At 37.7% G+C, this 25,982-nt stretch carries 21 protein-coding genes and 1 pseudogene; 4 read left to right on the top strand and 18 right to left on the bottom strand.

What is annotated here, in order from left to right; genetic code table 11:
- Positions 1-387 precede the first annotated feature (387 nt).
- The 6 genes and pseudogenes from PVV66_RS05830 to PVV66_RS05805 all read right to left on the bottom strand — a co-directional run bounded on the left by PVV66_RS05830 (position 388) and on the right by PVV66_RS05805 (position 7,791).
- Complete coding sequence (locus PVV66_RS05830) at positions 388-606, bottom strand: hypothetical protein (protein ID WP_273718282.1); 219 nt, start codon at positions 604-606, stop codon at positions 388-390.
- 70 nt (positions 607-676) lie between these two features.
- Positions 677-3,307, bottom strand: coding sequence for a DUF6990 domain-containing protein (locus PVV66_RS05825; RefSeq protein WP_273718281.1), 2,631 nt, complete (start codon positions 3,305-3,307; stop codon positions 677-679).
- Between the two features lie 99 nt (positions 3,308-3,406).
- Positions 3,407-3,580: pseudogene (locus tag PVV66_RS05820) on the bottom strand (SMI1/KNR4 family protein); the annotation flags it as partial.
- A 373-nt stretch (positions 3,581-3,953) separates the two neighbouring features.
- Positions 3,954-4,790, bottom strand: a complete 837-nt coding sequence (locus PVV66_RS05815; protein WP_273718278.1) for an outer membrane protein — start codon at positions 4,788-4,790, stop codon at positions 3,954-3,956.
- 325 nt (positions 4,791-5,115) lie between these two features.
- Entirely contained in the window at positions 5,116-5,949 is an 834-nt protein-coding gene (locus tag PVV66_RS05810; protein ID WP_273718276.1) for an outer membrane protein, read from the bottom strand.
- A 1,512-nt stretch (positions 5,950-7,461) separates the two neighbouring features.
- The gene (locus PVV66_RS05805) at positions 7,462-7,791 is read right to left on the bottom strand and encodes a hypothetical protein (protein ID WP_273718274.1); all 330 of its coding nucleotides are present in this window, start codon (positions 7,789-7,791) and stop codon (positions 7,462-7,464) included.
- A 1,022-nt stretch (positions 7,792-8,813) separates the two neighbouring features.
- On the opposite strand from PVV66_RS05805, the gene PVV66_RS05800 reads away from it, so the two are divergent.
- Complete coding sequence (locus PVV66_RS05800) at positions 8,814-8,966, top strand: hypothetical protein (RefSeq protein WP_273718273.1); 153 nt, start codon at positions 8,814-8,816, stop codon at positions 8,964-8,966.
- Between the two features lie 244 nt (positions 8,967-9,210).
- On the opposite strand, the gene PVV66_RS05795 is transcribed toward PVV66_RS05800, so the two are convergent.
- The 11 genes from PVV66_RS05795 to gshB form a co-directional block, all read right to left on the bottom strand.
- Positions 9,211-9,831 carry a ribonuclease D gene (locus PVV66_RS05795; RefSeq protein ID WP_273718271.1) on the bottom strand — a complete coding sequence of 207 codons (621 nt, stop codon included), beginning with the start codon at positions 9,829-9,831 and terminating at the stop codon, positions 9,211-9,213.
- Complete coding sequence (locus PVV66_RS05790; protein ID WP_273718270.1) at positions 9,824-11,218, bottom strand: M20/M25/M40 family metallo-hydrolase; 1,395 nt, start codon at positions 11,216-11,218, stop codon at positions 9,824-9,826. The genes PVV66_RS05795 and PVV66_RS05790 overlap by 8 nt, the downstream gene beginning before the upstream one ends.
- Before the next feature lie 86 nt (positions 11,219-11,304).
- Positions 11,305-12,180, bottom strand: coding sequence for a bifunctional DNA-formamidopyrimidine glycosylase/DNA-(apurinic or apyrimidinic site) lyase (gene mutM / locus PVV66_RS05785; protein ID WP_273718268.1), 876 nt, complete (start codon positions 12,178-12,180; stop codon positions 11,305-11,307).
- Between the two features lie 280 nt (positions 12,181-12,460).
- The gene (locus tag PVV66_RS05780) at positions 12,461-13,708 is read right to left on the bottom strand and encodes an aminopeptidase (RefSeq protein WP_273718267.1); all 1,248 of its coding nucleotides are present in this window, start codon (positions 13,706-13,708) and stop codon (positions 12,461-12,463) included.
- 176 nt (positions 13,709-13,884) lie between these two features.
- A complete protein-coding gene (locus PVV66_RS05775; RefSeq protein WP_273718265.1) occupies positions 13,885-14,721 on the bottom strand; it encodes a cell wall hydrolase in 837 nt (278 codons plus the stop codon).
- Between the two features lie 619 nt (positions 14,722-15,340).
- A complete protein-coding gene (gene phoU / locus PVV66_RS05770; protein WP_273718263.1) occupies positions 15,341-16,063 on the bottom strand; it encodes a phosphate signaling complex protein PhoU in 723 nt (240 codons plus the stop codon).
- A 21-nt stretch (positions 16,064-16,084) separates the two neighbouring features.
- Positions 16,085-16,843: a phosphate ABC transporter ATP-binding protein PstB gene (gene pstB, locus PVV66_RS05765; RefSeq protein ID WP_273718262.1), complete on the bottom strand. Its 759-nt coding sequence runs from the start codon at positions 16,841-16,843 to the stop codon at positions 16,085-16,087.
- A gap of 50 nt (positions 16,844-16,893) precedes the next feature.
- Positions 16,894-18,183: a phosphate ABC transporter permease PstA gene (gene pstA / locus PVV66_RS05760; protein ID WP_273718260.1), complete on the bottom strand. Its 1,290-nt coding sequence runs from the start codon at positions 18,181-18,183 to the stop codon at positions 16,894-16,896.
- On the bottom strand, positions 18,180-19,640 hold the full coding sequence (gene pstC, locus PVV66_RS05755) for a phosphate ABC transporter permease subunit PstC (protein WP_273718258.1): 1,461 nt from the start codon (positions 19,638-19,640) through the stop codon (positions 18,180-18,182). Before pstC ends, pstA begins: the two co-directional genes overlap by 4 nt.
- 77 nt (positions 19,641-19,717) lie before the next feature.
- Entirely contained in the window at positions 19,718-20,764 is a 1,047-nt protein-coding gene (locus PVV66_RS05750; protein WP_273718256.1) for a substrate-binding domain-containing protein, read from the bottom strand.
- 140 nt (positions 20,765-20,904) lie between these two features.
- The gene (gshB, locus tag PVV66_RS05745; RefSeq protein ID WP_273718254.1) at positions 20,905-21,843 is read right to left on the bottom strand and encodes a glutathione synthase; all 939 of its coding nucleotides are present in this window, start codon (positions 21,841-21,843) and stop codon (positions 20,905-20,907) included.
- A gap of 87 nt (positions 21,844-21,930) precedes the next feature.
- Between gshB and PVV66_RS05740 the strand changes: the two genes are divergently transcribed.
- Complete coding sequence (locus PVV66_RS05740) at positions 21,931-22,725, top strand: molybdopterin-synthase adenylyltransferase MoeB (RefSeq protein ID WP_273718253.1); 795 nt, start codon at positions 21,931-21,933, stop codon at positions 22,723-22,725.
- A gap of 862 nt (positions 22,726-23,587) precedes the next feature.
- Here the strand turns inward: PVV66_RS05740 and PVV66_RS05735 are convergent.
- Positions 23,588-24,151: a cytochrome c family protein gene (locus PVV66_RS05735; RefSeq protein WP_273718252.1), complete on the bottom strand. Its 564-nt coding sequence runs from the start codon at positions 24,149-24,151 to the stop codon at positions 23,588-23,590.
- A 104-nt stretch (positions 24,152-24,255) separates the two neighbouring features.
- On the opposite strand from PVV66_RS05735, the gene PVV66_RS05730 reads away from it, so the two are divergent.
- The gene (locus tag PVV66_RS05730; protein WP_273718250.1) at positions 24,256-24,987 is read left to right on the top strand and encodes a 3-deoxy-manno-octulosonate cytidylyltransferase; all 732 of its coding nucleotides are present in this window, start codon (positions 24,256-24,258) and stop codon (positions 24,985-24,987) included.
- Positions 24,984-25,847: a prephenate dehydratase gene (locus PVV66_RS05725; protein WP_273718249.1), complete on the top strand. Its 864-nt coding sequence runs from the start codon at positions 24,984-24,986 to the stop codon at positions 25,845-25,847. The genes PVV66_RS05730 and PVV66_RS05725 overlap by 4 nt, the downstream gene beginning before the upstream one ends.
- The last annotated feature ends 135 nt before the right edge of the window (positions 25,848-25,982 follow it).

Raw genomic sequence — 25,982 nt, 5'->3', positions numbered from 1 at the left:
GCTTCATCAACCCTTATTGATAATAGAAATTAAAACAGCCACTACCCTATGACGCTTTTAATAAAAGCACATATCTTTGTAACTAAAGACCAAGTGGCAAAACACCTTGATTGTAACCGTGTGAAGATATTCCCCCCATACTTATACTCTCAAGTCTATAACCAAAATTGTCCAGAAAGTCAATGTGTAAGCCTCAATATCCCCATCAATATAAAGAATAAATTTGTTTCTCAAACCCTGATACTGCCAGAAATGCACTCAACATGAAACGCCACATAAATAAGATATCACGCTATCAAGCACAGCCTTTAGTGAAAATTATAAAACACCATAATGAAGGAATTTTGAATTCCTACAAAAGCATTAAACCACACAGCTTTGTGTTTATCATGAACCTTCAAAACACTTCCCATCTATTAGTTTTAAGGGTTTTGAAAATTCTTTTTCTTTCCCATTAAGATCTAAATCAAAACTGCTAAAGTCTTGTTCTGAAGACGCACTAAGAACCCCACCACGGGTAAAATCCCCTTTGCCCTTGACTTTAAACTTTCCCCAAAGATTAAGAGCGCCACCTATAACAATAGACAAGTTTCTATCACTGTTCATTTGCGCCAAATGATGATAAAGGCTTTGGACAAAACTCTATTTTCTATAAAATTTTTGAGATAGTAAAGGGCTATTTCTTGTCTTTTTTTCCGATAAATTTAGCTATTTTCTCTTTCCAAGAGTGAGGCTGCTCTTCGCTGGAAACCTCTCGTTGATCATCAAGCTTTTCTGCACCCCGTTCAATCAAAGCATAGCTCATTTGCTTTGTTTTTGCTACTTCTTTAGCTAAAGCTATTGCCCGTTCAAGGTGGGTTTTGTTGATGCTCTCGTCAAAACCTAGGTGATCCCCTGCTGCAAAACTTTGCTGATAAGAATGCAAGGTCTCAACATCACCCAACAAAGCAAGAGCGCCAAGATGAAGCAAAGCATCATCCCTATCATCTCCCTTATCCGTTCCATCCTGTTGCCAAGGAGCTATACCATAATCAGAGCGAAGTCTTTCAGAAAGATCAATAGCAGTTACTGACCATTCTAGCGCATCATCAAGCGCCTGTGTTAAACGATCCGCAGTGACTTCTGGTTCAAAGATTTCCAGTCCCTTGGCTTCAAAATTAAGTTGTATATCTGGGATATCTTCCGTGTGGGTAGGATTAATGAATTTGCAAGCTGAAGCCAAAATGCCCGTGCTAATCAAAAAGGCGCTATCAAATTGCGGACAATCTTTAGCAATTTCGTCATTATAAAGAATGTCTACTTCACGATCCGCCAATTGATAGCTTGCCATATAGTCATCTTCATTGATTTTCTCAGTTGACCACCCTAAGCTTTTTAAAAGTTCATGAGCACTTTCCATATTCAATGGAGCATCTTTATCATCCGTTTCCTCTATCTCCTCTGTCTCCTCAACAGAGGCTGTTTTGGAAACAACAGACGTTGTTTGTGGATCAAGGAACAAAATCGGAGCATTTTTTGGAAAACCCACTCGATAACCACGTGCAAGAGTGAGAAGATTATCAATTCTATATTTTGAGATTTCTTCTACAAAACCTAAAGGATTTCCCTTTCTAAAATTCTCCTTGTAAGATTTGAGCTTTTCAACATCCCCAATCAAAACAAGCGCAATAAGGTGACGCGCTACAAGATCAAGTTCACTGTCTGGGGAAAAAGCTACATAATCATAAATGATTTGATTGACATTTTGCTGCTCAGCCCATTCAAGCATATCTGTACAAATCTGCTTTAGCTTGCCTTCATCCAATTCAGTACTAGAAACTGTATAAATTTCTTCTGCTTCTTTGAGAGCTGTATATTGAGGCATATTATAGAAAATCTCTCTATGAGCACTAGAAAAACCAAGTGTTGAAAGGGAAGCCTTAAATGCAACAATTGGCTCTTTTTCATCACTTTGAAGGCTATACATTATATTGATGATACGGTCTTTACTTATGAAATAAGCATTGCAATTATAGTTTTTATCCTGATAAACTGTCCAACCCATTTGTTTTAATTGCTCTGCAACTTTATTGAAAGTAATCAAAGCTTGTGGACCAAGATGTGCTTCTGCAGCCTCTCTCTCATGAAGAATTTTCAGATGTTTTTCAGCAAATTCAACGGCATGGTTAACATATTTTTCTACGTCATCATCATCCAAATGTTCAGAAATTGTACCTACCGCAATGGAATTTTGATAAGATCTCAGTACATCGATCTTTCCTGTCAACGCTAAACAAGCCAAATGCCAAACTATATCTGTATCGTAACTATATTTTTGAACAACTGTTTTGCTTTCGATCGATGCTTGTAAATCTTGAGCGCGTGCCCATTGTATTATCCGCTCAGAGATTTGTGTTAACTCTTGTTCATTCAATGTCTCTACACAAATATCAATCCCTTTACCAAAACCACTAAAAATCCCTCCCCCAATTGTATTAAAAGACTGATAAATATCCGTAGGTCGTATCCAATTATATTCTCCCCTATAGTGAATATAACGACAAGCTATAGAAATCTCTTCGTTAGAGATCTCAGCTTCAAGACGGACACTGTAATTGTCATGGAGGCGTACAAAACCAAAATCAAACTGAATAAAACGATCTGGCAAAGAGAGCCACATTTTTCCAGGTTCCGTAGAAAACCACCCTTGGGTTTTAAGAATACGGTTTGCTGCAGTAAGGCTCATCTGCTGCTTTTTTGGTTTTTTGCGCGTTAGAATATCGTCTAACTCCCCATTCTTATAGGCTTGTGCAAATAAAATAAGGCGATCAATCCATTCTATGGTTGCATAATCCGCAAACTCTGGAACATGTAATTGGGATGCCGGCTTGTCAGACCTTAAAGCATCAATATCGCCAAGCAATGCTTCAGCAACGGCAGAATGATTGGCAGCTTCTTCGCGCAATTTTTGTTCAATATTCTGCGTTTGTGCCCATGCAATCACTTTATTTAGAGCTTCCTCAATATGGCTTTCAGAAAGATTCTGTGCTATAATTCCGAAATTTTCTTCTGCAGAAATCAACATATCATCATATTTGTAGCGCGACTGTTCACCATTAGAATATTCCCTAGCAAGGCAATAAGCGGCTGTAGTAAGATCAACTGATAGCCGCAACCTTCCACCATCCTCTCCATAATCTACAACATCATAGAGAATGCGTATTATACGATCAGAAAGATGATAATAAGCAAATGTATCTCCCACTTCATCGCGATGGGGCTCCCAGCCCAGTCTTTTTAAAATCTCTGTTACGTCTTTGGTTTGCATCATCATTCCCCCAGCATAATCCTTAATTCTTTTACATAAAAATTACTTGCGTAACACTGAGGATCTCTAGAAAGACCATATACTTCATCACCCCTAATGTCATCTCCTCCATAGTTTTTTCCAAAAACTCTTGTAAAAAGGGAGAGGTTTCGGACTAGGAGTGTTCTCAATCTTTTCAATTGGTTGTTCACCATCAAGTATATCTTCTCACGCATGTACTATAATTCTTTTGCAAAGGAATTCATAAAAATTACTTGCGTAATATTTGCAATCGCCCAATGAGACTGTATTCCTGTTTCAGAGATTACTCCAACAGATATACGTAATACGCTCGCTCTAACTTGGCTTATAAAAGCAAAATAAAGTTAATTATTATGATCTTTTCTTATTTTTAAGATTAATGGAATGCTTTTCTCTTGTTCGTAGAATAAAAGTAGCGATATAAGATTTTATAGTAGCTATACAACCGATTATACTATCCTTTCGCCTTCTATAATATAAAATTTTTTCTTTAAAATCTTATAACACAAAATGGTATGATGAAATAAAAGGCATTAAAAGAGATAAAATAGAGAGCTAATAAACTAAAGGCCTCGTTAAACGAGGCCTTTATACTTTTTGTGCTTATAATCTCATTTTTATGAAATTAGAATTTGTATGCAACACCTACACGGAAGTCATTGGTTTTGTAAGCTATTTTATCGCCGTCCTTTACAAATGCTTTTTTACCGTAGTCTGAATAACGGTATTCAGCACGTAACAGAACATTGTCTGTCATTGCGAAGTCAACACCACCACCAATGGTGAAACCAACAAACGTTTTTGATTTATCAAATACTTTAGCAGAAGCGATTTCGGTACCACCAGCTGTTTCCGCCTTAAGAGAATTAACCATCTGTACCTGTGTATAAGCAATACCACCAGCAACATAAGGCATAATACGGTCAACCGCTGCAAAACCAATGCGAACGCGTGTAGCACCAGACCATTTTTCTTTTAAAGAGAAGCCCTCTATACGTTTGTCATTCTTCGTGATACCATCAATGGTTTTTCCTGAAGCAACTGTAGCTTTAGCATCTGTAAGCTCAGTTTTGAAACCTGCAAGGCCCGCGTCCCCAATGACTTCTGACTGCGTTTTTGATTCTTCGCGGTCTGCCCAGACTGCATCGGTTTCAACACCTAGAATGAGACCATTTCCAAGATCTACGTTGGAACCTACATAAATACCACCCATGAAACCGGAAGGCTTAGGTGTTGAATCTTTATCTGTAATTTTCTTTTTTGATTCTGAATCATATACATCAACTTTACTTGAAAAGTTTCCAACTTGACCACCGATATAAAAACCTGTCCAAGAAAATGAAGGGGCTGCTGCGATAACTGCTGGGGCTGTTTCACGAGGGACGATAACATCAGCAGCTTGTGCCGCAGAAGCTGCCGCCATAGCAATAACAGAAGTTGTTACTAAAGATTTTATATTCATAAATTTTGCTCCTAATTTATTTATGAACACAGTGCTACAAGATTACAAAAAAAAAAGCTGTAGTAAAAATGATACAGTCACAGAAAATGGACAACTCACCCAAGATAAAACTACTTCTTATACGAGAAGCTAAAAACTGCACATGTAAATAACTTATTGATTTTAAATGTAATTCTTGTTTATTGTTTATGAAATTTTTTAATAAAATCTTAATAATATTTTTTTTACACCCATTCTAAATATGGGATGTGTGATAATATAGCAACAAAAAATGAAAGAGGCTCTATCCTTGACAGAGCCTCTTTGTTATTTAACTTACCATCTATTAAAATTTGTAAGCAACACCAACACGGAAATCATTGGTTTTGTAAGAAGTCTCATATTTATCATTTGAGAATTTCTTTTTACCAAAATCGGAGTAACGATATTCCGCACGGACAATAATATTATTGGTCATTGCTAAATCAGCACCCACACCAAGGGTGTAACCAACAAGAGTCTTTGTTTCATCAGATAAGGTACCAGAAGCGATGACTTTATCTGAATCTTTCCCTGTTATTGAAATCGATGCAGTATCTTGAAGCTGTGTATAGGCGATACCACCAGCAACATAAGGCATAATGCGTTCAGCAGCAAAACCAATACGTACACGTGTTGCACCAGCCCACTTTTCTTTAAAAGTAAAACTGTGGGTTCGTTTAGCACCAGCTTCAAGCGCATCTTTACCAATATTAATTGAAGCGTCTTTTAATAGCTTGTTAATATAATTGATGTGATCTGGAGTAATGACATATGTTTTTCCTGTCTTTGTGTCATCTTTATTAGACCACATGATATCTGTATCGACACCTAAAATAAGGCCATTGCCGAGATCAATATTGGAACCTGCGTAAAGACCACCCATGAAACCAGATAGTTTTGGCAAATAATCATCACTTACTGGAATCTTTTGTCCTTTAGCGAGAATATCCATCTTCGTTTTACCCGAAAAACCACCAATCTGCCCACCAAAGTAGAAACCTGTCCAAGAAAAAGTTGGAGCAACAATAACGGGAGCAACAGGTGTTGGACTTGGGGGAACAATAACATCTGCTGCTTGCGCCGCTGAAACTGAAACAAAAGCGAAAGCAGAAGCTGTTATTAACCATTTCATATTCATATTTTCTCTCCATAGCTGAAATATTTATTTGAACACGTCATGTCATATAGAGCCCAAACTTCAGATATCTGTAGCAAAAATGATACACTCATAAAAAAAACAAAAATCCAATCACAGCGCCCTTAAGTGCTTGATCTGCAGTACATGAGAATTAAACGATGCCTATGCATAAATGCATTCCTCTCCTCATATCTTTATAAATTTTGCAAAAAACTGCGACATTCCCCCGTGTAAAGCATGCGCTATTGGCTATGGAAAGATGGCATATTTATTATAATGCAAAAATTATCTTTTCGTCTGTAATATTAAAGATGCTCTCATCTTAAATCATTTTATTTAAAGTAACCAAAATCATCCGCCTACACGTTACAAACAAGCAAATGAATGAAACCGTTTAAGAAAATGCTAAAATGCCTCTTATGAAAGCTCTCAATATCAAGGATAGCGAGAACTATTACAATATTGAGAACAAGCCAAATGCACCCGTTCCATTTAAATTTATACAAATAATGTTTTTAGCTTCATCATTCACAAGTCCAAATGGTGCATAGCTCTTTAGATTGTTTTTTACTGTAAAAGATGTGTATCGCACATAAACAAAGTTTCGAATACTTCATGGATTGCAACAAGAACACATTCAACTTACCCGCTTTTTGTTTTTACTTTAGGCTCTTATTGTTTTTGAAAGACTGACCATTTTTTATCTCAACCTTATAAAAAGTCTTTTTCAAAGCTTCAGCCTTCTTTGTAGGTACTCTATTTCACACTCTATTTATAAACTAAATTGAAAAAAATAACGCATGACAAACAACTGCTATGATAAACATTGAAACTTATCTAAAAACTCTTCCTAAAGCTGAAAAAATGAGAAATCTTTCTTAAAGTTTTCAAACAAAACATTGCTTTAAAAATCATGAAGTTGGCAGAAAATATATTTGATATTTTAAATCGTAGACAAATAAATAATTATCTATAGCCGAAATATGCCTACAAAGAGCGAAAGTTTAACATTTTTATACTTGACCACAGACCTCCTGCTCGATTTAGAGGAACGGGTCCTCATCAGATCCTGTATGCCAACGGCCCAGATTTTTGTCAAGCGGATTTGTCTTGGTTTCCCACTCTTTGTGGTTTACTTAACTCAAGGTTTTATGGACAAAGTCCTACTGCTCCACCCTGTATCCTAAAAACACTTAAATAAGGCAAATCTCTATGGCTTATATAACCGAACTTCAAATGAGGGAATTTGTAACAAACATAATAGAGCGATCCAAAATCTACACGTTATATAATTCTATGAAGTTTATAACGAGCAACCGTCACTATACAGTATATTCTTTACCGAAATCTTCCTGCTCCTATCTTTTCCGAACAGTACCCTTCATAAACCGGCGCATAATCATAATACCCTTCGCAAACAAATAACACCCCCCTGTTTTCAAGTGATAAAAAATATCCCCTTCTTCAATTCCCGATCATACGTCAGAATTCTTGATGTTGTTTTCTTACTTTTTAAAAACTCATTGGATTTCGTGCAAATAGGCTTGGCCGTTTTCCTTTTCCTGGTCCTTTTTTAGGTTTAGGTCCTCTTTTTTTACCAGAATGTGATACAGGTAGTAACTTCGCTGCTGTTATGCATTGGCTGTTATTTGTGCAAGAAAGTTCCATTTGAACAACTTCAGAGAAGATCTTGCTAAACTGTTCACTAGAAAAAAGATTTCTAGGAAGAACAACATCAGATATGCCCTCTATGAAATTTTGAGAAGACAAAAAGCTCGCACCCTGAGCAAAAGAGATTGAAGAAAAAGTAGCAAAAGCTGTAATAAAATATTTTATGTTCATAAATTTAACCTCATAGAAATATCCATAATGGATTTTACATAGTGTCTTCATTGCAAATTTCCAGAAAAAACAGCATGTTTATAGGTAAAAAGTGAAAATCCTCAAAAAACAAAACTTTGGAGCATTTTTAATTTTAAAATAAATGCAAATTGCCCTGCTTGGCCAACATATAAATCACTTGTTTGGCAATGAATAAAAGCATGAAGTATCGCCTAGGGACAATAAACGACACAAATATCCTATCAACATATTGATTTATAATTCCTCTATTGAATGAATGCTCTCCGTATCATAAGGTTATCTCATTTCAAACTTTTTCACGATAGACTTAAGAAAAATTATTTTCTTACATATCATAAATGAGGTTGATATATGGATAAAACTCTAGAAAAAGGCGTTTTTTCTTATGAAGCCATTTAAACGCTAAAGTTATTATAATACTTTAACTTCGTCAAAAGCATGCTCCTGCTAACTTGTTTCTAGGTCACTTTCTAGATGTCATTCTTTGCATTGTTCAGTGTAATCGTGGTCAATCTTTATATATTAATCCTACAACATTTTGATTTATAATGATAATATAGCGTTATTCATATTGAATTAGAACCCGAATACCATAAAATTCTCTCATTCCAAATCTCTCTCAATGTTGAATCAACCAAAATCATTTGTATGCACGTTACAAATGGAAAGACCGTGTGGAGTGAAACTGTACAATAAAAACGCCTCTTATGAACCGTACCAAGGGCTGTCACAAAACTGGGTGTTGGTAAAGTGTGTGATAGTAGCAGTTTGTTACTTCATAAACATAAAAACAGTGGTGTTCAATAGATTTTATATCGTATGGGGAGCTTGATTGTTATATCATTCATGAGCACTACCGCGAAATGGGCTTGGGTGCCTTAAGAAAGATTTCTTAAAAAAGCACGTGAATGAGCAACCCAAATATATTCCGTTTAGGGTGTTTTATTTTGTGTGGGGGGCATAACTACGCTACAGAATGTGAAAAACAAAAGTATTAGGCAATGCGTAATCTGCATTACTTAACAGACATTGTTTCAGATACTTTTGAAAGGCGTAAAGTAGAATTAATGATGGTAAGGATGGATATTGTTTTTTACATTGATGCCTTCCATATTCTTCCCCAATTAGGCTATATATCAGTTTCAGAGATTTAGGCCTTCCAACGACCTACCACATATTCCTAGCCCTTCTCCAAAATTGCTCTTTTTTCAAATAAAAGCTGTTACAAACATAAAAAGAATATGAATTCGTGAATGTACTTTTATTGCCTAAATTTCAAATCAAAGAGCACTGATGTATAATTCTTATCTGAAAAGATGAGAGGACAAAATGCCCAAATTATCGGCACTTTGCCCTCTTGCATCAATAATTCACGCTATTAAAAGCCAATTTTTAAAGTTAGCTATGTGCAAAAATATCAACTTCGCCCCATCCTAAAAGATCAAGCCTAGCTCTCATAGGCAAAAATTGAAAGCATGCCTTGGCAACACTTTCTCGCTCTTCGCGTCTTAAACGTTCTTCAAATATAACCTTTAAACGATGCAAATATAACACATCTGATGCAGCATATTCAATTTGTGCCTGTGATAACGTTTCTGCCGCCCAATCCGAAGATTGTTGCTGTTTAGAAATATTCACATTCAGCATTTCATTACAAATTTCTTTCAATCCATGACGATCCGTATAGGTACGTGTGAGTTTTGAAGCGATCTTTGTACAAAAAACAGCCTCTGGCATAACACCAAATGTATGCGCTAAAATAGCAAGATCAAAACGCCCAAAATGAAATATTTTGGTGACAGCGTTATCTTTAAGGAGCTTGACCAAATTGGGAGCACTCTTTTGTCCTTTAGCAATTTGTATAATATCAGCAGTCCCATCTCCAGAAGAAATCTGAACAACACACAAACGATCACGATGTGGCTGTAACCCTAAAGTCTCAGTATCAATCGCAATGGCATCAGTTTTATAATTGTCTAAGTTTGGCAAATCACCTTGATGAACGCGAATCTCAGCCATTCACCCTCCTATTTGCTAAAGCGGTAAGAATACGGGCCCAAGAACGCTGCCCCTTATGAAACGATTTTAAATTATACTTTTCATTAGGCGAATGAATACGGTCATCAGCCAATCCAAAACCAACCAAAAGAGTTTCCATACCAAGAATTGACTTAAAATCTGCTACAATTGGAATCGAGCCCCCCATGGCTGTTAATACAGCAGGAACTTCCCACTCTTGTGATAGAGCATCCTTTGCCGCCTTGGTAAAAGATGAATCATCAGAAAGCTGAAGTGCCGGAGAAGAACCATGATTCTTAAATTCAACCGTACAGTCAGCAGGAATTGAGCCACGTACATAATCACGCAATGCTTGGCGTATTTTCTCTGGATCTTGCTTATGAACTAGACGACATGATACTTTTGCACTCGCTTGAGACGCAATAACCGTTTTCATCCCTTCCCCTTCATAGCCCCCACTAATACCATTAATTTCCATAGTAGGACGTGCCCACACAAGCTCTAAAATGCTCCGCCCTTTTTCACCAGAAGGAACGGAAAGACCTATAGGACCAAGAAAACTTTCAGCAGTACAATTAAGCGCATTCCATGATTGTAAAATATGTGGAGGTGTTTCTTCTACGCCATCATAAAAACCAGAAAGTGTCACCTTATTATTTTCATCATGAAGTCCTGCCAAAACTTTAGCTAAAATACGAATGGGATTAGCTGCTACTCCCCCAAAATAACCAGAATGCAAATCACGATTCGCTGCTGTGATAATAATCTCTTCCGCCATAATTCCCCGAAGAGAAAGGGCAATAGATGGTGTATCAGCATCCCACATCGACGTATCACAAACCAATGCGTAATCAGCCTTAAGTTCATCTTTATTTGCTTTTAAAAAAGGAATAAGAGAAGGAGAAGCACATTCTTCCTCACCTTCACATAAAATAGTCACTTTAACAGGAAGCTGTCCTGTTTCTTTCTTATATGCACGACATGCTTCAATAAATGTCATAAGTTGACCTTTGTCATCTGAAGCACCGCGAGCACAAATAACTTTCTCTCCATCTCTCTCTTTTAAAGAAGGTGTAAATGGATCATCCTCCCATAAACTCAATGGATCAACAGGTTGAACATCATAATGTCCGTAAAACAATACATGTAAACAATCATCTGAAGGTCCTGGATGATGCCCAACAACCATTGGATGACCCGGTGTATCACGGCGAGAAGCCTCAAAACCAATGCTTTTTAAATCCTCTACTAACCAATCAGCTGCTTGACGACATGCATCCTTATAAGCCGAGTCTGTAGAAATCGATTGAAAACGTAAAAGAGAAAAAAGGCGTTCAAGGCTCTTTTCTATATTCTCATCAAGATGTGTTAGTACTTTATTCAGCATAAAAAAAACCTCTCAAGCCTCATATATTTGTATAATTGTAAAAATTTGACTTTAAGCCTCTTGTAGGATTTTGCAAGAGACCTTATTCATTTTTGGCACTGTGAACAGTAAAAACTTGAACGTCCCGACTGTAAAATACGTATAATAGGCGTTCCACATTGCAAGCATTCCTTGCCTTCTCGTCCGTAAACCGAAAAAGCATGTTGAAAATAACCAAGAGAGCCATCCACATGCATATAATCACGTAAAGAAGATCCGCCAGACAAAATAGCTTCAGAAATCACATTGCGTATATTCTGTGCTAAAGAATCTGCAAGTTCACGTGCATATACCGTTTTTGATGCCAGTGTAAATGCACCACGCTGTGGAGATAAGCGACTCCGCCAAAGCGCCTCGCAAACATAAATATTCCCAAGACCCGCAACAATAGACTGATCAAGCAAAACACCCTTAAGAGATACTTTTTTATTAACAAAAGCCTTTTGTAAATAACGACCAGAAAACCCATGACTCATAGGTTCAAGCCCTAGCTTATTTAAAAGCGGATGTTTATAAAGCTTATCCGTATCAACTAAAAGCATAAACCCAAAGCGACGCACATCATTATAAATAAGATGATAAACTTCACCATTCCTTGTCTGAATATCCATGACAAAATGATCATGCTTAACCAATTTACTGGTCATTGAAAAAGCTTTTCTTAAAAGATTATTCTCTATACGCCATGATCCCGACATTCCTAAATGGCTTAAAATCGTTTCATCCTGAGAAAGATGAAATAATAAATATTTCGCACGCCGACCAAGTTCTAGAATTTTTCTGCCAATCAGTCGTTCAGAAAAAGCCTCAGGAAAAGGAAAACGCAAATCTCTACGATTAAGTTTGACAGATACTATCTTTGCATCAGTGACAACAGACTTAAGTCCACGACGAACCGTCTCTACTTCAGGAAGCTCAGGCATCACTCCTCTTTAATAATTATGCACTTATCCAGTCGTATCACCGATAAATTGACCTCTTCTCCGCCCTCAAAGAACAAAAATTTTTAACTCCATCTGGTCTGTAAACAACCACGATTCCTGTCAAGTGGACTTCTCTCGACTTCATACGCATGTAATTCACTTAACGAAAGGCTCTACGATCAAGCTCTATCTTGAACATTCATTCGCGTACTCTAAAAATATTCCCCCTGTCAAGGAGACTTGACTCACCTCAAATGACGTTTTTTACGGCACAACAGGATTAAGCCCATTCACCCTTACGAAATACGGGAACTCTTACACCTGCCTGCGTAATACCATCTATATCAATTTCACCAGAGCCAATCATCCAATCAATATGAATAACACTTTTATTACCACCACGGGCTGCAATCTCTTCTGATGTCAATGATGCTCCATCTAAAAAGCATTTGGAATAACACTGCCCTAAAGCAATATGGCAGGCTGCATTTTCATCAAATAAGGTATTATAAAAAAGAAGATCACTCTTAGAAATTGGTGAAGAATGAGGAACAAGGGCAACTTCGCCCAACCGGCTTGCACCCTCATCACTTTGCAAAACCTGCTGAAAAACTGCCTCGCCTGTTGATGCACGGGCCTCAACAATACGCCCAGCTTCAAAACGTACTTCAATATTATCAATGAGTGTTCCTTGATAGGAAAGGGGCTTTGTTGAGCGAACGAAGCCTTCAACCTTATGAGCATGAGGAGTCGTGAAAACTTCTTCTGTCGGAATATTAGGATTGCAAACGACACCATTTTGAGCAACGGATGCACCACCATGCCATTCATGATCATCTGCCAAACCAACTGTTAAATCAGTCCCTGGTCCTGTGAAGTGCAAGGCAGAAAAACGCTGCTGATTAAGCCAAGATGATCGTTTCTTCAAATTTGCATTATGAATAGTCCAAGCATGCACTGGATCTTCTTCTGTAACACGTGAAGCAGAAAAAATTGCATCCGCTAATTTTTTAATCGCCTCATTGAGCGGTAAAGAAGGAAACATCGCCTCAGCCCACCCTGCTGTTGGATAAGCAACGATCGACCAATTCATAGCAAAGTTCGATATTTGCTTGAGTGCCGGCTGATAAGCTATTGAAGTGGCTTTATTTAAACGTGAAACCTTATCAAAATCCTGATTGGAAAGAAGCAAAGGATTATCACCAACAATCGCTAAACGTGCGGCTCCATTTTCAAAAGCCTTCGCCATTCCCTCATAAAGCCAAGAAGGGGCACAATCAAAACTATCGATATGGGCATTTTCAAAACGTGTAAGCGATAACATATCATCACTAAAAATGGGTGTAATGACACCAGCGCCAACCTTATAAGCATGATACGCAATACGCCGAACAAAAGGGAGTGCTGAAACTGGAGCAGTCAAAACAAGATCCTGTCCCTCTTGTAAATTTAACCCCACTTTTACCGTAACTTCTGCAAGACGATTCAGCATTTCAGGCGAAATTGCCTCATGAATATCAAAGTACATTACCCATACCCTTCTTTAAATAAAATGTGTTCCTTACGTCGCCATATTCTAAATTGTTTTTCCAGATCCTTTCACCTTACTTTAAGTATATTTATTGCGTATCACCATTACTAAAGAGTTCACTTAATTCATAAACCGTAATGGGGTGTAAAACTCTTTTTTGGTCGTGCAAAAACTTACCAGTTTCTGTGTCGTTTTTCTAACATTGCAACAATTGCATTTAACTGATCTGATGAAGGCAACGCCATAATTGTTTTATTTTCCTCTTTCTTAGCGAGATGTTGAGGCGCATAAGTTGGAATGGGAACTTTATCAAGCTGTACCATAGCAAAAGACGTAGGTTGTACCGTCTTGGACTGTGCGACTTCTGTAGAAGGAGATGCACTTTTCTCTGCTTTGACTTCCTTACTTTCTAAGCCTTCATCGATAAAGCTTGGCGCATAACCAGAACGTTCCTGAGCAAAGGCATAAGCAACATCATAAGGGCGATTATCCGTAGGAACTTGAAGTGACCCATCACGGGATCGCTTTTCATAAAAAGCATTACCCCCTGCAACATGAACATAGTGCATGTTTTTATAAGGAAAAGATAAACCAGCGGTATGAAAAAACTTAGCGTGTTTAACTTTCTTATCTCGTTCACCCCGTAAAACAGCATCAGCAGCCTCTCTTACACGAGCAACAGATGCTTTCTCCGTCATAGGACGCGTTAAAACACCAGGAGCAAATTGCTTATATTGACCAACAACACCACAAATCGTCTTGGGATAGGCGCTTGAATTAACACGATTCATCACAACAGTCCCAACGGCAATCATTCCTTCACGACTTGAGCGATTTGATTCAAAATACATCGCACGCATAAGGCATTGGCGCTCTGTCAATGGATACGCAACTGTTTTTGTCTGCTTATTATTTACTTTTCCAGCATCTAAATGATTTGCAGCACACCCCACAAAAACCAACGGCGCTACGCAACAGGTAACAAAAACATTCCAACGATTTTTTTTCATCTTATGCAACACATTCCTATAATCTCTGAGCTATTCAAATTTTGAAATGAGCTTTAAGTGTATCTCTCAATAAAGTACACAGCTAATTGTTACCACTCAGTAAAATTTTAATACAAATGGTAATCAAAAACTATCTATGCGAAATAAAAAATAAAAAACTCTTAATTTATAGATCAATATTGTTACTCCTCATGGCACAATATAGACCTATAAAAACCCACACGTTTCAATCGCAATAAAATAATACTATCCACTCATTCTATAGATGAAAAAGATTTGGCAAAAAAGGTTTTGATACCAAAACTCTTTGCATCAATATTGAAAAAATAATACAGATATCCCCTTTAATATAAAATTTTAACAAAATGATCAGAAAGAAAATTCCCCTAAAGAAAATTCCCCTCCGGCCACAATACAGATGATGGTATCATCCAATCTACAAATATGTCAAATCAAGAGTTAATAATCTGCCATGTTTAGCTTGAAAAAACTCTTTGTGGCTTCTTTATGCTTTTTCATAATATGGTTATTGTATTCTGTTTATGTTTTTTCTAGAGTTCTGTATTGTAAGAAAATGCTCAATGTATCTACAAGCTTATTTTAGACATTTAAGAAAAATTTAATTTATTTTCTTCTCACCTACGCCAACTTTATACGTAAGGTCATCGCGAGGACGATCAGAAGACATGTGATAACCTGTTATGATATAATGCAACATTTCAGCAATATTGGTAACATGATCACCAATTCGTTCAATATTCTTTAAACAAAACAGTAAGTGCGTACAAACCGTAATATTGCGCATATCTTCCATCATATATGTCAAAAGTTCACGAAAAAGAGAAGTATACAAAGCATCAATCTTCTCATCCCGCTCACGCACAGCGTCAACACGCTCTAATCGGCGACTTGTATAAGCATCTAAGACTTCTTTTAATTGATTAAGCGCTAAGGCTGTAATTGTTTCAAGCCCATGATAAAAGGAGGCCGATTGACGTATTTCTGAAAGGGCAACAGTCCTCTTAGCAATGTTTTTAGCCATATCCCCAATCCGCTCAAGATCAGAAGAAATACGAATGGCGCCAATAATTTCACGCAAATCTACAGCCATCGGTTGGCGCTTGCAAATAATGGCAACCGCTTTTTCATCAATATCACGTTCTGCTTCATCTAAAAAAACATCATCAGCAATCACTGCCGTTGCAAGTTGAAGATCACTACATACAACCGATGCAACAGAACGTTCAATCATTCTTTCCGCATGGCGCCCCATTTCTGTAATCCTTGCTTTTAGATATTTTAGTTCTGCATCATAAGAACGAACAGTATGGTTCATAGACATATCTTACACTCCTCAATTCACCTATCCAAAACGCCCCGTAATATAATCTTGCGTCCGTTGTTCTTTTGGTGAAGTGAAGATCATTTCAGTTGCACCAACTTCGACCAAATGCCCTAAATGAAACATGGCCGTATATTGAGAAACACGTGCCGCCTGTTGCATGGAATGTGTTACGATAACAATTGTATAATTTTGCCGTAACGCATCAATAAGCTCTTCAATCCGAGCCGTCGCAATAGGGTCAAGAGCTGAACAAGGTTCGTCCATCAAAATAACTTCGGGACTAACCGCAATAGCACGCGCAATACACAAACGCTGTTGTTGTCCTCCTGATAAACTTGTTCCAAGATCATGAAGACGATCTTTTACTTCTTCAAATAAACCGGCCTGCCTCAAGCTCTTTTCAACCACATCATGTAATTCGGCGCGCGTCTTAACTAAACCGTGAATGCGCGGCCCATAGGCAACATTCTCGAATATAGATTTTGGAAAAGGACTAGGCTTTTGAAAAACCATTCCAACACGAGCACGTAATTCTACAACATCAATCCGTGTGTCATAAATATTTTCCCCATCTAAGGTAATAAGACCCGTTATTTTAGCCCCTTCAATCGTATCATTCATACGGTTGAAACAACGCAAAAAAGTCGACTTCCCACACCCTGATGGACCAATCAAAGCAGTGACTTGATGTTCAGGAATATCAAGGGTAATACCATGAAGTGCTTCTTTTTCCCCATAAGAAACCTTCACATCCTGACCTCGCATTTTAATTTTCATGACAAAAACTCACCTTACAAAAATCTTATCGAAGTTGTTATTTATTAAAACTACTGGCGACGTTCGAATCGTCGACGTAAAAAAACCGCAGAAATATTCATGATCGCAAGAAAAATCATTAATACAATAATAGCCCCCGATGTCTTTTCAACAAAAGCGCGCTCTGCTTCACCCGCCCACATAAAAATTTGAACAGGCAAAGCTGTTGCTGGATCCATGGGAGTCATAGGAATATTAACAACAAAAGCAACCATTCCAATCAAAAGCAAAGGGGCGGTTTCACCCAAAGCTTGGGCTACTCCGATAATTGTACCTGTTAAAATACCAGGTGCTGCTAAAGGAACAACATGATGAAAAATCATTTGTGTTTTTGATGCGCCCAACCCTAAAGCTGCTGCACGAATAGAGAGAGGAACAGCCCGCAAAGCAGAACGTGTTGCAATAATAATCGTGGGAAGAGTCATAAGCGCTAAAACAAGACCACCAACAAAAGAGGCTGAACGTGGTAATCCTAAAAAATTAACAAAAACAGAGAGTCCTAAAAGACCAAACACAATCGAAGGAACAGCTGCAAGGTTATTGATATTAACCTCAATAAAATCTGTAAATTTATTTTTGCGTGCATATTCTTCTAAATAAAGAGCCGTTGCTATGCCTATCGGGAGTGAAACCAATAAAACGATGCCTATCATATAAAGAGAACCGATTATCGCAACACCTAATCCCGCAATCTCAGGACGACTCGAAGCACCAAATGTAAAAAAACCAATATTAAATGTCTTATAAAGCGTACCATCATGGGCTAAACGCTTTATCCATTCTACTTGTCGATTAGAAACTTTACGGTTTTTTTCTGCTACATGCAGATCAATCTGTCCCTTATAAGCAGAATCAATATCTGCGGCTGCCAAAACTTTGATTTTTTGCGTTGTGCCAATCAGTTTTGGATTTTTTGTCACCATTTCACGCAGTTGAACACGAACTCCATTTGAAAACATACGGTTAATGTCCCGCAGAGAGGCTCGATCATTTTGATTGACATCAAGTTTTTTTGCTAAAGCATTGCGTACGAGAAGTGGATAATTCGCTGTTATGAGGACTTGTGGTTTTGTTTGACGTTGACCACTTGGATCAATGATCTTTTCATCCAAATAAATCGATAATATCATTTCACTTTGAAAAAAAGCTGTATAGCCTTGACTAATGATAGACCATAAAAGCGCAAATAAAAAAAATAAACCAATAAAAATAGCAATCAAACCATAGGCACGAAAACGACGTTCAGCCCAATACCGACGCTTGAGGCTAATATTGCAACGAGGAAAAAAATCTTCATTCATTCATATTGTTCCCGATATTTACGCACAATATAAAGAGCGAGAATATTCATCAAGAGTGTCATCACAAAGAGTGTCATACCCAGGGCAAAAGCCACCAGAGTTTGCGGAGAATTAAACTCAAAATCACCGGTCAATTGATTAACAATCTTAACAGTCATCGTGGTCATTGATTCGAACGGATTGAGAGTTAAGTTGGCTGCAACACCTGCGGCCAAAACGACAATCATTGTTTCCCCAATTGCACGCGATGCCGTCAACAAAATGGCCCCCATAATCCCTGGAAGTGCTGCTGGTATAACGACTTTTTTAATTGTTTCAGATTGCGTTGCCCCTAAACCATACGAACCTTCACGTAAAATGCGTGGAACAGCCGTAATAACATCATCCGACAAAGAGGAAACAAAAGGAATCAACATAATTCCCATCACAACGCCAGCAGTTAGAACACTTTGCGCCATAATAAAACCACCTCCATCTGAGAGAGAAACAGACAGATCACGTAAAAATGGTCCGACAACCTTCAAAGCAAAAAAACCATAAACAATGGTTGGGATGCCAGCAAGAACTTCCAATAATGGTTTTACAATTGCTCGCAATCGCGCAGAAGCATATTCTGCCATATAAAGAGCTGAAAATAAGCCTATAGGTACAGCAAAAAGCATGGCGACAAATGCAATATAAAGTGTACCAGCAAGGAGCGGTATTAAACCAAATTGTCCACCTTCATCACTTGAACCGCTCGCGGAAAAACGCGGATCCCAAACCGTTCCCAAAAAGAAATTTGAAAAGGATACAGAATGAAAAAAATTTATTGTCTGAAAGAATAGAGAAAGTGCAATGGCTATTGTCGTCAAAACGGCAACGATAGAAGCACAAGCCAATCCAATAATAATTAAAGATTCAACCTTATTGCGCGCACGCTGATGAGGCGCAATTTGTATTATTCCACAGATAAAACCAAAGGAGGCAATAGCAAAAAGGAAACCATAACCAATAAATTGAAGCTTTTTAGAAGAAAACACCCATGACCGTGCTATTTTGAACACATCATCCGATACTTCATGAGATAAAATCAATCCTTTCGCAAGTAATTGTGCCTGCACTTCCTTATAAGAAGCGGTGGAAAGATCCCCTTCAAAGCGATGAATCGTTTTGGTAAGATTTCGAAGAGTCTCCCAAAGTAGATCATAATTGACAGGTTCTGTTATATGCGCACTATACGCCAAAAGCTCTCGAGAGGCATTATATTCTAAATAAATTGTACTCCCAGCATCCCACAAAATAAAAAAAATAAAAGCTGGAATAACAGTAATCAAAAATGTCCACCAGCCATAATAATACGCACGAGAATGCATTTTATGTTGTTTGTATTCAAGACTGCGTGCTCGCATATAAGAAATACAAAAGCCACAAAATCCAAGAAGCAATAACAAAAAAACGATGAAGGGAACGCGCATGTTATCTTTCAGTTTTTATAACAAAAATAGAACCGAAAACGCCTACTCCGGCAATACAATAAATTATTCCCAGAAAATTATTTCAACACCATTACCCGACCAGAAGAAAAATCAGAACGCTGTGCTTGGCGCTCTTTTTCAGGAGCAACAATCAAACCATATTCAGCCAAAGGTCCCTCTGGACCAATCATTTGATCAGAAAGGAAAAAATCAACATATTCTCGCAAACCTGGAACAATATCTAAATGTGCTTTCTTAATATAGAAAAAAAGTGGACGAGAAACCGGATATTGTCCACTAGAAATTGTCTCAACTGTTGGCGCAAAACCGTTAATATCGGCAATCTTTAGCCTATCAGCATTATTTTGATAAAAAGATAAACCAAAAATACCAACCCCTGTTTTATTCGAAGTTAGACGCGCAAATGTTTCAGAATAATCACCATCAATATCAACCGCTTTTCCATCCTTACGGACCGCGATACAAGCAGCGTGTATCTCCTTACCATCCATTCCCAAAGACTTCATCGCCCCAACTGCCCCACTTTCTTTACAGCCCACAGCAAGTAATTTTTCTTCAAAAACTTCCCGCGTTCCATGCTTTTCTCCAGGAATATAGGCTGCTATCGTCCAATCAGGAAGAGCACTATTGATGGCATTCCATTTCAAAACATTATTGGGCAGCAACTTCCCGTCTATAATAACTCGAGCTGCAAGGGCTTTATAAACATCTACCGGCTGTAATTTCCAATCAGGACCTTTAATATCTGTTGCAAAAACAATGCCATCATACCCAATGCGTATTTCCTCAATATCTTTCACACCAGCATCAAAACAAGACTGTAATTCACTCGATTTCATTGCTCGTGAAGCATTAACAATATCAACGGTATTCTCCCCAATACCACGACAAAATTCCTTAATACCTGCTCCTGTTCCACCTGATTCGATAACAGGAACCTTAAAATGGGGATAAATTTCTCCAAATGTCTCAGCAACAATCTTTTGATAAGGTAAAACTGTAGATGAACCAGTAATCTGTATTTGATCACGCGCACTGCCTACATTTGCTGACAGCAGTAACGCAAAAACCAATCCCACTCCAATTGATAATACTCTGCTCATCTATAAACTCCCTAAAAATTGAGGATAAAGCCTCTTAATTTATATTATACGGTCATTCTAGTTCACATTTACAACATAACAAATATAAAAAACAACATGGATCATTTTTTTAACAAAACCATGGTTGAGCCTTGTGTAAATTAATTTGAACGTTTGAACTCAACAACATCCCAAAACAGATGTGCAATATCTGTACCGCAGAAGCGTTTAATTTCACGAATTCCCGTAGGAGATGTTACATTAATTTCTGTTATATAATCTCCAATAACATCAATCCCCACAAAAAGAAGACCACGTTCCTTTAAGGCAGGACCAATGCGTTCACAAATTTCATAATCACGCTTTGTTAACTCAACATTTTCCGCGCGACCTCCAACATGCATGTTAGAACGCACATCTGTTTTTGTCGGAATTCGATTAATGGCTCCAACAGGCATACCATCAAGCAAAATAATCCGTTTATCTCCTTTTCGTACTGCCTCTAAATAACGCTGAACAATAAACGGTTCGCGATAAATGTCTGCAAACATTTCCAACAACGATGCCAAATTACGATCATCTTGTTTTAAATAAAAAACACCAGCGCCCCCATTCCCATAAAGTGGTTTCACAATAATATCGCCAAATGTCTCTCTAAAAGCTGTTATTTCTTCAATATCTTTGGTAATTAATGTTTCAGGCATCAAATCAGAAAATTCTGTCACAAAAATTTTTTCTGGACTGTTACGTACCCATGCCGGATCATTCACAACAAGTGTTTTAGGATGAATACGCTCTAATAAATGAGTCGTAGTGATATAATTGAGATCAAAGGGGGGATCTTGGCGCAAAAGAACCACATCCATATCTCTTAATTCCGTGCGAACAGGATTTCCTAACTGATAGTGGTTCCCCTCTTTATCATGGACAGTCAATGGTTCTAGTCGTGCAATCACACAACCATCGCACAAAGATAAACGATCTGGTGTATAATGAAAGAGAGAGTGTCCACGTTCTTGCGCTGCTAAAGCGAGTGCAAATGTCGTATCTCCTTGAATTCGAACTGTTGAAATATGATCCATCTGAATGGCAATTTTCATAAATAAATTCTCCCTATCCTAAAAGCAGGCTGGTCTATGCACCATAAACTTAGTAAACAATAAAAGAACTATGACAAGAGAAAATTCATGACACAAGAAACAGATACAAAATTCAATAACGAAGAAATCGAACGCTATGCACGCCACATCATTTTGCCTGAGATTGGTGGTGCGGGACAACAAAAGCTCAAAAAAGCGCGTGTTCTTGTTGTGGGTGCTGGTGGTCTTGGAGCGCCCGTCTTAACTTATTTGGCTGCTGCAGGCGTTGGAACCCTTGGAATTGTCGATAATGACACTGTTTCACTTTCCAATTTACAACGCCAAGTTATTCATAAGACAAATGCAATAAACCAAAGCAAAACAGACAGTGCTGAAACCACTATAAAGGCAATAAATCCCCATGTTATGGTTGAAAAACACACCCTACACTTAGATAAAAGTAATGTGGATAAACTGCTCAATGCCTACCATATCATTGTTGATGGAAGTGATAATTTTACCACACGCTATCTTCTTGCTGATCACGCTGCCCAATGCAAAAAGCCTTTAATAAGTGGTGCTGTAGAACGTTTTAATGGCTCATTAACCGTCCTTATGCCGTATAAAGACAATAACCCTCACTATCGCGATTTATTCCCCACCCCTCCTGCTCCCGATATTATTCCAACATGTGCTCAAGCTGGAATCATTGGTGTTTTACCCGGTGTTATTGGAACCCTACAAGCAATGGAAGCGATTAAAATGATCACAAACATCGGAGATCCATTAGTAGGAAAGATTCTTCTCTATAATGGATTATCAGCGCAATTTAATATTATTACCTATAAACGATCAAATTCTAGAGAAAATACCATAGCGCTTAATAAGCTTAGAGAATCATGATTTTATCCCTACTCATTTTTAAAACTCTCGCGATATGTATTGAAACTGGAACACTGATGCTTTACCGCAAATCATTGAAACGCTGTAAACAAGGGGAACGATTAAACTTATCACAAATATTAGAAGAACTTTTGTGGAAAAAATCCTTCTCTATAATGGATTATTAGCATAATTTTATATCATCTTTTAAAATGATGAGATACTCGTGCAAACGGAGCTGCCATCAGTGTTTTTATGTAAAGAATTTTCGAGGTGGATAAAAATACAATCAGCAGACACTCTATTCAACTATTTTGCTTTTCACGCATAAAAATTGCTCCCCATAAAAGTGCTTCCTTCAAACCATAACTCATAAATAATCTCACTCATATTTTAGTTATCGATACGATAAAAGATCAACGATCTGCACCTACAACCTCTAACCTCAAGAGAAAACGTCTATTCATCAAACATTATAAAATGCAGCTTAGGATTATTGCATGTATAAGAACAATTAATTGTCTCTATCCATAAGAAAAACACATGGAGATTGATGTGCATAGAAGAGTTAAGATAAACCTCATTTAGAGCTTTAATCAAACAATTATTGCATTCAGAAGCAGAAAATTGTCGTTCATGCATTGATAATCCTTCAGCAATAATTTCACAGATAAATATATGTGAAAAAAGTGAAGCAACCAGGTCTTGAAAACCAATCTACAGATGACAGCGTAAAGAGTGTATTTTCTTAAAAGATCTCTTTAAAATAAACGGAGAAATATGCAACGTTAAGTATATTCTGTTTTACATGGGAAGGCGTTTCCCCTACCAAAACACCCATAAGAGTTCTTTCGATAAAATAATGAACCATCTATGGTATAAGTTAGTTTGGCTCGTTTGCTTTATTATTATCTATGGGTATGGCAACAGGATGATCGGAGAAACTGCGTAAATAAAGCAAAAGATCGGCACGATCTTGGTCATTTTTAATGCCACGGAAAGACATAGTGGTCCCCGGGAATGCTTTGCGTGGAGAATGCAGATAACGATCTAACGTTACAAAATCCCATTTTTGATCAGAATGTGCGCGCAACGCCCGTGAATACGCGAAACCTGCAGCTGATGCCAAAGGACGATTAACAATCTCCCAAAGAACTGGACCAACGCGCCCTGCTTGATTGCGTCCAGAAGTATGGCATATGGCACATTGACGAAAAATTTTACGCCCATTTTCAAAATCGCCTTGTTGAAGGCGGCTATTTAGTGATATGGAAGTATTAGATTCTTTCTGTTTTTCTTCCAATGTATCATTCTTGGTAACTCTGTGATAATACTGGACTGATGTAGAATGATCGTAAACTATATCGCTGAGTGTGGAAATTCCTACAACAATAACCATCACAAATAAACAAGCGCCAATAAAATAGATAACTTTCGAGTAATTCATAAAAACTCAAATGTTCACGGTTTCATTACCATTTGTAGTATAAGCTTTTTCTTTATAACACACAACATCATAAATGCATCACAGATGACATTTGGAATCTTGCAATGACTCTTGAACCGATTATTCTTATTCCTGCCCGTATAGGCTCAACCCGCCTTCCTAAAAAAGCTCTTGCTGAAATCGGTGGAAAGCCGATGATTGTTCATGTCGTAGAACAAGCCAAAAAAGCAGCAATAGGGCGTACGATCGTTGCAACAGATCACAATGATATCGCCAAAGTTGTTGCAGAGTATGGGCATGAATGTATCATAACACGAGGTGATCATAAGTCTGGATCTGATCGTATTTATGAAGCTTTAATGCGTATTGATCCTGAACAACGCTACGATACTATTTTAAATATACAAGGTGACCTCCCAACGATAATGCCCCGTGAAATCATCCATGCGCTACGCCCTTTAGAAAATAGCTTTACTGATATCGCAACTTTGGGCTCTCAAATCATTGAAGAAAATGAAAAAAAAGATCCCAATGTAGTCAAAATCATTGGGACACCGCTTTCTCAAAATCGCCTTCGTGCTCTTTATTTCACGCGCGCCACCGCACCCTATGGAGATGGTCCTCTCTATCATCATATTGGAATATACGCCTATCGGCGTGAAGCACTTGAGAGATTTGTTGCGCTTAAACCCTCCCCACTCGAGATGCGTGAAAAACTTGAACAATTACGCGCATTAGAGCATAATATGCGTATCGATGTGGAAATAGTCGATACAATTCCTTTAGGTGTAGACACACAACGTGATCTCGATAGAGTACGTAAGATTTTAGCATGAAAACACTCAAAAAAACCAATAAAATCTCTTTCCAAGGAGAATATGGCGCTAATTCCCATATTGCTTGTTCTAATATGTTCCCCAATATGGATGCTGTACCTTCCGCTACTTTTGAAGACGCCCTTAATTTGGTGGAAAATGGGAAAGCTGATCTTGCTATGATACCGATTGAAAATACTCTTGCTGGACGCGTTGCAGACATTCATCATCTTTTACCACAATCATCGCTTTATATTATTGATGAATATTTTTTACCTATTCATTTTCAATTAATGGTTTTGCCCGGTGTTACCCATGACGAAATTAAAACCGTCCACAGTCATACGCATGCCCTTGCTCAATGCCGAAAAATCATACGAAACAACAGTTGGAAACCTGTTGTTTCTGCCGACACCGCTGGAGCTGCGAAATTTATTAAAAAAAGTGCTCAACGTTCACAAGCAGCCTTAGCACCTCTGATCGCAGCAGAACTCTACGGGCTTGATATTCTTGAAAGAGATGTTGAAGATAACCCTCATAATATTACCCGTTTTGTTATCCTTTCACGATCCAAACGACATATCCTCAAACCCACAAATGGCGAAAAAATTATCACCAGTCTTCTTTTTCGAGTACGCAATGTCCCCGCTGCTCTCTATAAGGCTATGGGAGGATTTGCAACAAATGGTATCAATATGACAAAATTAGAAAGTTATCAAATTGGTGGAAATTTCAATGCAACACAATTCTTTGTTGACATTGAAGGACATCCTGAAGATCCCATGATGAAACTTGCCTTAGAAGAATTGTCTTTCTTTTCTGCTGAATTGCGTATTATCGGTACTTATCCAGCACAAAACGATCGCGCATCATATATATAAAAGCAACAAAACCATCATCATTTTTCACTGATAATGCTAAAGCAGAAAAAATGTAATATTTAAATTGCTTTGATAAGTTTTTTTGACAAATTACATTATGATAAATAGCAATTCAACGTGTACAAAGATCTATGT

The organism is Bartonella sp. AU16XJBT (genome assembly GCF_028618665.1).
In the GTDB taxonomy this organism is placed as follows: Bacteria; Pseudomonadota; Alphaproteobacteria; order Rhizobiales; family Rhizobiaceae; genus Bartonella.
Note: the sequence above shows the minus strand (reverse complement) of the source record. Positions and strands in the feature narration are given on the sequence as shown.

Bases quoted from the DNA above. Each gene is read 5' to 3' on its own strand.
- pstA (WP_273718260.1), bottom strand. From the start codon at position 18,183: ATGAATGAAGATTTTTTTCCTCGTTGCAATATTAGCCTCAAGCGTCGG.
- PVV66_RS05795 (WP_273718271.1), bottom strand. From the start codon at position 9,831: ATGGCTGAGATTCGCGTTCATCAAGGTGATTTGCCAAACTTAGACAAT.
- phoU (WP_273718263.1), bottom strand. From the start codon at position 16,063: ATGTCTATGAACCATACTGTTCGTTCTTATGATGCAGAACTAAAATAT.
- PVV66_RS05825 (WP_273718281.1), bottom strand. From the start codon at position 3,307: ATGCAAACCAAAGACGTAACAGAGATTTTAAAAAGACTGGGCTGGGAG.
- PVV66_RS05800 (WP_273718273.1), top strand. From the start codon at position 8,814: ATGCGTAATCTGCATTACTTAACAGACATTGTTTCAGATACTTTTGAA.
- PVV66_RS05815 (WP_273718278.1), bottom strand. From the start codon at position 4,790: ATGAATATAAAATCTTTAGTAACAACTTCTGTTATTGCTATGGCGGCA.
- PVV66_RS05790 (WP_273718270.1), bottom strand. From the start codon at position 11,218: ATGCTGAATAAAGTACTAACACATCTTGATGAGAATATAGAAAAGAGC.
- PVV66_RS05775 (WP_273718265.1), bottom strand. From the start codon at position 14,721: ATGAAAAAAAATCGTTGGAATGTTTTTGTTACCTGTTGCGTAGCGCCG.
- PVV66_RS05730 (WP_273718250.1), top strand. From the start codon at position 24,256: ATGACTCTTGAACCGATTATTCTTATTCCTGCCCGTATAGGCTCAACC.
- mutM (WP_273718268.1), bottom strand. From the start codon at position 12,180: ATGCCTGAGCTTCCTGAAGTAGAGACGGTTCGTCGTGGACTTAAGTCT.
- PVV66_RS05780 (WP_273718267.1), bottom strand. From the start codon at position 13,708: ATGTACTTTGATATTCATGAGGCAATTTCGCCTGAAATGCTGAATCGT.
- pstB (WP_273718262.1), bottom strand. From the start codon at position 16,843: ATGAAAATTAAAATGCGAGGTCAGGATGTGAAGGTTTCTTATGGGGAA.
- PVV66_RS05810 (WP_273718276.1), bottom strand. From the start codon at position 5,949: ATGAATATGAAATGGTTAATAACAGCTTCTGCTTTCGCTTTTGTTTCA.
- PVV66_RS05735 (WP_273718252.1), bottom strand. From the start codon at position 24,151: ATGAATTACTCGAAAGTTATCTATTTTATTGGCGCTTGTTTATTTGTG.
- gshB (WP_273718254.1), bottom strand. From the start codon at position 21,843: ATGAAAATTGCCATTCAGATGGATCATATTTCAACAGTTCGAATTCAA.
- PVV66_RS05740 (WP_273718253.1), top strand. From the start codon at position 21,931: ATGACACAAGAAACAGATACAAAATTCAATAACGAAGAAATCGAACGC.
- PVV66_RS05805 (WP_273718274.1), bottom strand. From the start codon at position 7,791: ATGAACATAAAATATTTTATTACAGCTTTTGCTACTTTTTCTTCAATC.
- PVV66_RS05830 (WP_273718282.1), bottom strand. From the start codon at position 606: ATGAACAGTGATAGAAACTTGTCTATTGTTATAGGTGGCGCTCTTAAT.
- pstC (WP_273718258.1), bottom strand. From the start codon at position 19,640: ATGCGCGTTCCCTTCATCGTTTTTTTGTTATTGCTTCTTGGATTTTGT.
- PVV66_RS05725 (WP_273718249.1), top strand. From the start codon at position 24,984: ATGAAAACACTCAAAAAAACCAATAAAATCTCTTTCCAAGGAGAATAT.
- PVV66_RS05750 (WP_273718256.1), bottom strand. From the start codon at position 20,764: ATGAGCAGAGTATTATCAATTGGAGTGGGATTGGTTTTTGCGTTACTG.